Source organism: Azospirillum sp. Sh1, from assembly GCF_008365135.1.
In the GTDB taxonomy this organism is placed as follows: Bacteria; Pseudomonadota; Alphaproteobacteria; order Azospirillales; family Azospirillaceae; genus Azospirillum; species Azospirillum oryzae.
Genome location: NZ_VTTK01000006.1, coordinates 176,087 through 180,604, shown reverse-complemented (window position 1 = coordinate 180,604; position 4,518 = coordinate 176,087). Strand labels below are relative to the sequence as shown.

Below are 4,518 nucleotides of genomic sequence, written 5' to 3'. Positions count from 1 at the left end.
ACCACGTACTCCGCTACTGCATGGGGACGATCGGAGGGTCGAGAAAGGCGCCGTCGATGAACCGGTGATCCGGGGAGAGCGCGCCTCTCCGGACCCCCGGCCATCGGAACCCGCCGTGTCGACGGCTGGACCGGACGACAGCCGATTAGAAGTGGCTGACGTGGGGCAGCAACTGCAGCGTGTGCTTCAGGTAGCCTTCGACCGAACCGGCCAGCAGCTTCCCGATACGGACGGCTTCTTCCTGGCCGACCGCGTTCACCAGATGGGCCTGGTTCAGGTTGCCGTCGGCGTCCAGATCCGACAGGTTTTCAAAGCCGATCAGGATCAGCCACTTGCCATGGCCGCCCGAGTCGCTCGGACGCAGGACCGCGTAGCGGACCTTGTCGCCGGTCGCCTTGGCGATCTCGCCCAGAGCTTCCAGGAACTGGCCGCTGTCCGAGACCTTGACGCCCCACACCTGCACATAGGTGGAGGGCTTTTCGTTCTTATGGCTGCGGGCGACGACGTGCAGGTGCTGGATGGCCAGCGCCTCGACCTCCTTGGCGGCGGCGGAAGCCAGACCGACGGCGGTTTCGGTGCCGTGCTTGGCTTCCAGGGTGGCGGTCTGGTTCAGAAGCTTGGCGTGCCCCTCGACCGGGGAATACACGAACTTCACCGAGCGATCGCCGTTCAGCGAGACATAGGTGTAGAACGGCTCGGCGCCGGCGTTCTTCGCCGAATCGACGAAGGCCTTGATACCCGTGGTCTTCGGGCCGTGCTTCAGAACGGAAAGCGTTGCTAAGCTGCTCATACTAAATGCTCCTCACCAAATTGTTGAATACATTTGCATTGTGTGGGAACAGAGGTACGTGACCCCATTATCTGACCGGATACGTCGGTTCAAAGTATCGCCTGAGTCAGATAGACGAAGCTTTATTATCCACGACATCTTCCGCCAGGCCCACGCTTCGTGAAATAAAATGATAAACGACCTATGTCAATCACCAAAGGCGGATGTCTTATCTTGTTAATACGACATATGAGGTAAAAAGCACTCAAGTGTATTCATTTTACTTTACTGTCACTTCTTGTCTATATTTATCACTTCCAGCGCATCTTCCAGGCATTGACAGAACGGCGTTTGGGGGTGTCCGACAGATGATATGCAACCCGCGCAGCGTTTCGCGGTCGATGCCGTTCCCCGGCACGATCAACTTGTTGGTAGGCAGGCGGAACGAATGCCCGAATTGGCCCGAAGGCCGATGGCTCCGCTACAAGTTTCGCCATCGCCGGACGCCTGACGACCATCAAGACCCGCGATGGGTCAACGGCGTCTTTGGCGACCATCGGCATCAATTCCGCCGGAATCCATCGACAGCGGGCTGTGCCACGGCAACATCGTCCTCAGAAGCTGTTCGTAGACGTCACGCGCTACCGGCTTGGGTGTCGAGCCGGCGCCACAGCCCGAGCCGGGTCCAGCGGACAAACAGAATGTACAACATGCCGAACGGGATGCCGGTGAGCTGCCCGATCGCGCGCTATTGCATGCCGCAGAAGCATACACACCAGATCGCCATAGTCGCCTTGCGCAGCGGCGCTCCGGTGAGAGGCGCTTTGGGCCCGGTGCGGGCTGGACGAGTGCCGTCACTCGCCATCGCCGTCAACTCGAACAGCACCTCCTCGACAAAGGCATCGACATCCGAGAACGCGTCCCGGGAGGCTGGGGTGGTGCTTGCGGGACGAATGGCAGTGCCCATGGAGTGCGGTTCCAAGCGGTGACATCGAGCGCGGCAGACCTACCAGATCACGCTCCTGCCGCAACACGCTTGCTCAGCCTAAAGTAGCATCCCGGTTAAAGCCGGATGGGACGCACCCGCTGCGAACAGGTTCTGATCCGACCGGCATCGTCATTCCGTGGCGATAACCCGGTAAACCTCCCGGAAGGAATGGGTCGCAAGATCAGCGTCGCAATGTAACTTGGCCTCGCACGCCGCGCCGTGGAGCGACATAGCGGAAGAACACCCGCTTGATTATCTCGACGAGGACCAGATAGGTGACGACGGCCGCCGCCAGGAACAGATAGAAGGATGCTGGCGGCACCACGAAGCCGAAGAAGGATGCCAGCGGTGTCAGCGGCAGCAACGCGCCGACGGCGGCGGCTCCCAGCGACAACCCGGCCAGGGTCGCATTGGGTCGGCTGAGCCAAGGGCTGCGGCGGGTACGGATCACGAAGATGACCAGCACTTGGGTGGCCAGGCTCTCCACGAACCATCCGGTCTGAAAGAGCGCCTCATCGGCGTTGAAGAGGTGAAGCAAGGCGTAGAAGGTCAGGAAATCGAACAGCGAGCTGACCGGGCCCAGTACCAGCATGAAGCGCTGGATCAGCCGCAGATCCCACTGCACCGGCAGGGCCAACGCCTCCGCCTCCACGTTGTCGAGCGGAACGCCGGCTTCCGATGCATCGTAGAGCAGGTTGTTGAGCAGCACCTGGGTCGGCAGCATCGGCAGGAAGGGCAGGAACAGCGAGGCTCCCGCCATGCTGAACATGTTGCCGAAATTCGAACTGCTTCCCATCAGAATGTACTTGGTGACGTTCTGCACCGTCCGGCGCCCCTCCATCACCGCCTCGTGCACCACAGACAGATCGTGGTCGAGCAGGATCAAACCGGCGGCTTCCTTGGCAACGTCGGCGGCGCTGTCCACCGAGATGCCGACGTCGGCGGCGTGGAGGGCCGAGGCGTCGTTGATCCCGTCACCGAGGAAACCGACCACCCGGCCGGACCGCTTGAAGGCCAGCAGCACGCGTTCCTTCTGCGCCGGCGTCACCCGGCAGAACACGTTGACCTTGGGGAGGCGGGCGCGCAAAGCCTCCTCGCTCATTGCCCGCAGATCGTCGCCCGTGATCAGGCCGGTGACGGGCAGGCCGAGTTCTGCGCAGACGTGCCGCGTCACCCGCTCGTTGTCGCCGGTCAGGATGCGGACAGCCACCCCGGCCCCGGTCAGATCGCGGATCGCCGCCATCGCGCTTGCCTTGGGCGGGTCGAGGAAAACCGCGTAGCCGGCAAAGGCCAACTCGCTTTCGTCTCCCAGCGCGGCGGAGGCATGCTCCGGTCCCATCGCCTTGGAGGCGATCGCCAGCACCCGGAACCCGTCCTCTCCCAGCTTCTGGAACAGGGCATCCAACTCGGCCCGCGCCGCCGGGTCGAGCGGCTTCTCGACGCCTCCTTCTCCTTCATAATGGGTGGACTGCCGCAGCACGTCCTCCGGCGCCCCCTTGACCACCAGCAGCCGCTCGGTGCCATCGGTGACGAGAACCGAAACGCGCCGCCGCTCGAAGTCGAACGGCACCTCGTCGATCTTCCGCCAGCCGGACACGTCCAGGCTGCGGAAGGCGATGATGGCCTCGTCCAGCGGGCTTTTGATGCCGCTCTCGAAATGGCTGTTCAGATAGGCGAGGCGGAAGACCCGCTCGCTCTCCTCGCTGCGGAAGTCCAGGTGCCGGACCATCCGGATCGTCGCCTCGGTCAGCGTCCCGGTCTTGTCGGTGCACAGGACGTCCATTGCGCCGACATTGTGCATGGCGGCCAGCCGCTTGACGATGACCCGGCGCTTCGCCAGCCGCATCGCCCCGCGCGCCAGGGTGACGGTGACGATCATCGGCAGCAGTTCCGGCGTCAGCCCGACCGCCAAGGCCAGGGCGAACATCAGGGATTCCAGCCAGGGCCGGTGGAACAGGACATTCACCGCCAGCACGAACAGCACCAGGAAGATCGTCAGACGCAGAATGAGGAAACCGAACTGGCGGATGCCCAACTCGAAAGCGGTGGGTGGTGGAGGCGCCTGCAGGGTGCCGCTCAACTGGCCGAACGCCGTCATGTTGCCGGTCCGGCAGACCACGGCGATGGCGCTGCCGCTGATGACCGAGGTCCCCATGAAGATGGTGCCGGGCGCCTGTCCGGCATCTCCGGCCGGGATTGCGACGGCATCGGCGTGCTTTTCCACCGGGTAGGGCTCCCCGGTCAGCATGGCTTGGTTGACGAACAGGTCGCGCGCTTCGATGAGGCGGCAGTCGGCCGGAACCAGATCGCCGGCGGCCAGACGGACCACATCGCCAGGGACCAGTTGATCCACCGGCTCCGACACCTCCACGCCGTCCCGGCGGACCTGGACGCGCACCGAGACGGTGCGGCGCAACGCATCCACGGCATTCTCAGCCCGCATTTCCTGGACAAAGTCCAAGGATACGCTGAGTACGACCATCACGAGGACGATGACGAAACTGGTGACGTTGCCGGTGGCTGCCGACAGGCCGCTGGCAAACAGCAGGATCAGCACCAGCGGGTTGAGGAAGCGTGTCAGGAATTGCAGCCACAATGGCCGGCGGCGGCGCGCCAGCGGCTGGTTGAGGCCGTATTGGCGTCGGCGCGTCTCCACCTCGGTTCGGCTCAGCCCGGCGGGGGTCGCACCCAGCGTCTCCAGGACGGCCGAGATCGGCCGGCTCCAGGCTTCGTCGGTGGCGCTGTCCTCGACCAACGGCAT

The 4,518-nt window shown here is 63.6% G+C and carries 2 protein-coding genes; both read right to left on the bottom strand.

Annotation, left to right across the window (positions count from 1 at the left end; all coding sequences use genetic code 11):
- Window positions 1–145: 145 nt before the first annotated feature.
- Complete coding sequence (locus FZ029_RS09025) at window positions 146–790, bottom strand: hypothetical protein (protein ID WP_149268952.1); 645 nt, start codon at window positions 788–790, stop codon at window positions 146–148.
- 1,148 nt (window positions 791–1,938) lie between these two features.
- Window positions 1,939–4,518 carry a magnesium-translocating P-type ATPase gene (gene mgtA / locus FZ029_RS09020; RefSeq protein WP_149268951.1) on the bottom strand — a complete coding sequence of 860 codons (2,580 nt, stop codon included), beginning with the start codon at window positions 4,516–4,518 and terminating at the stop codon, window positions 1,939–1,941.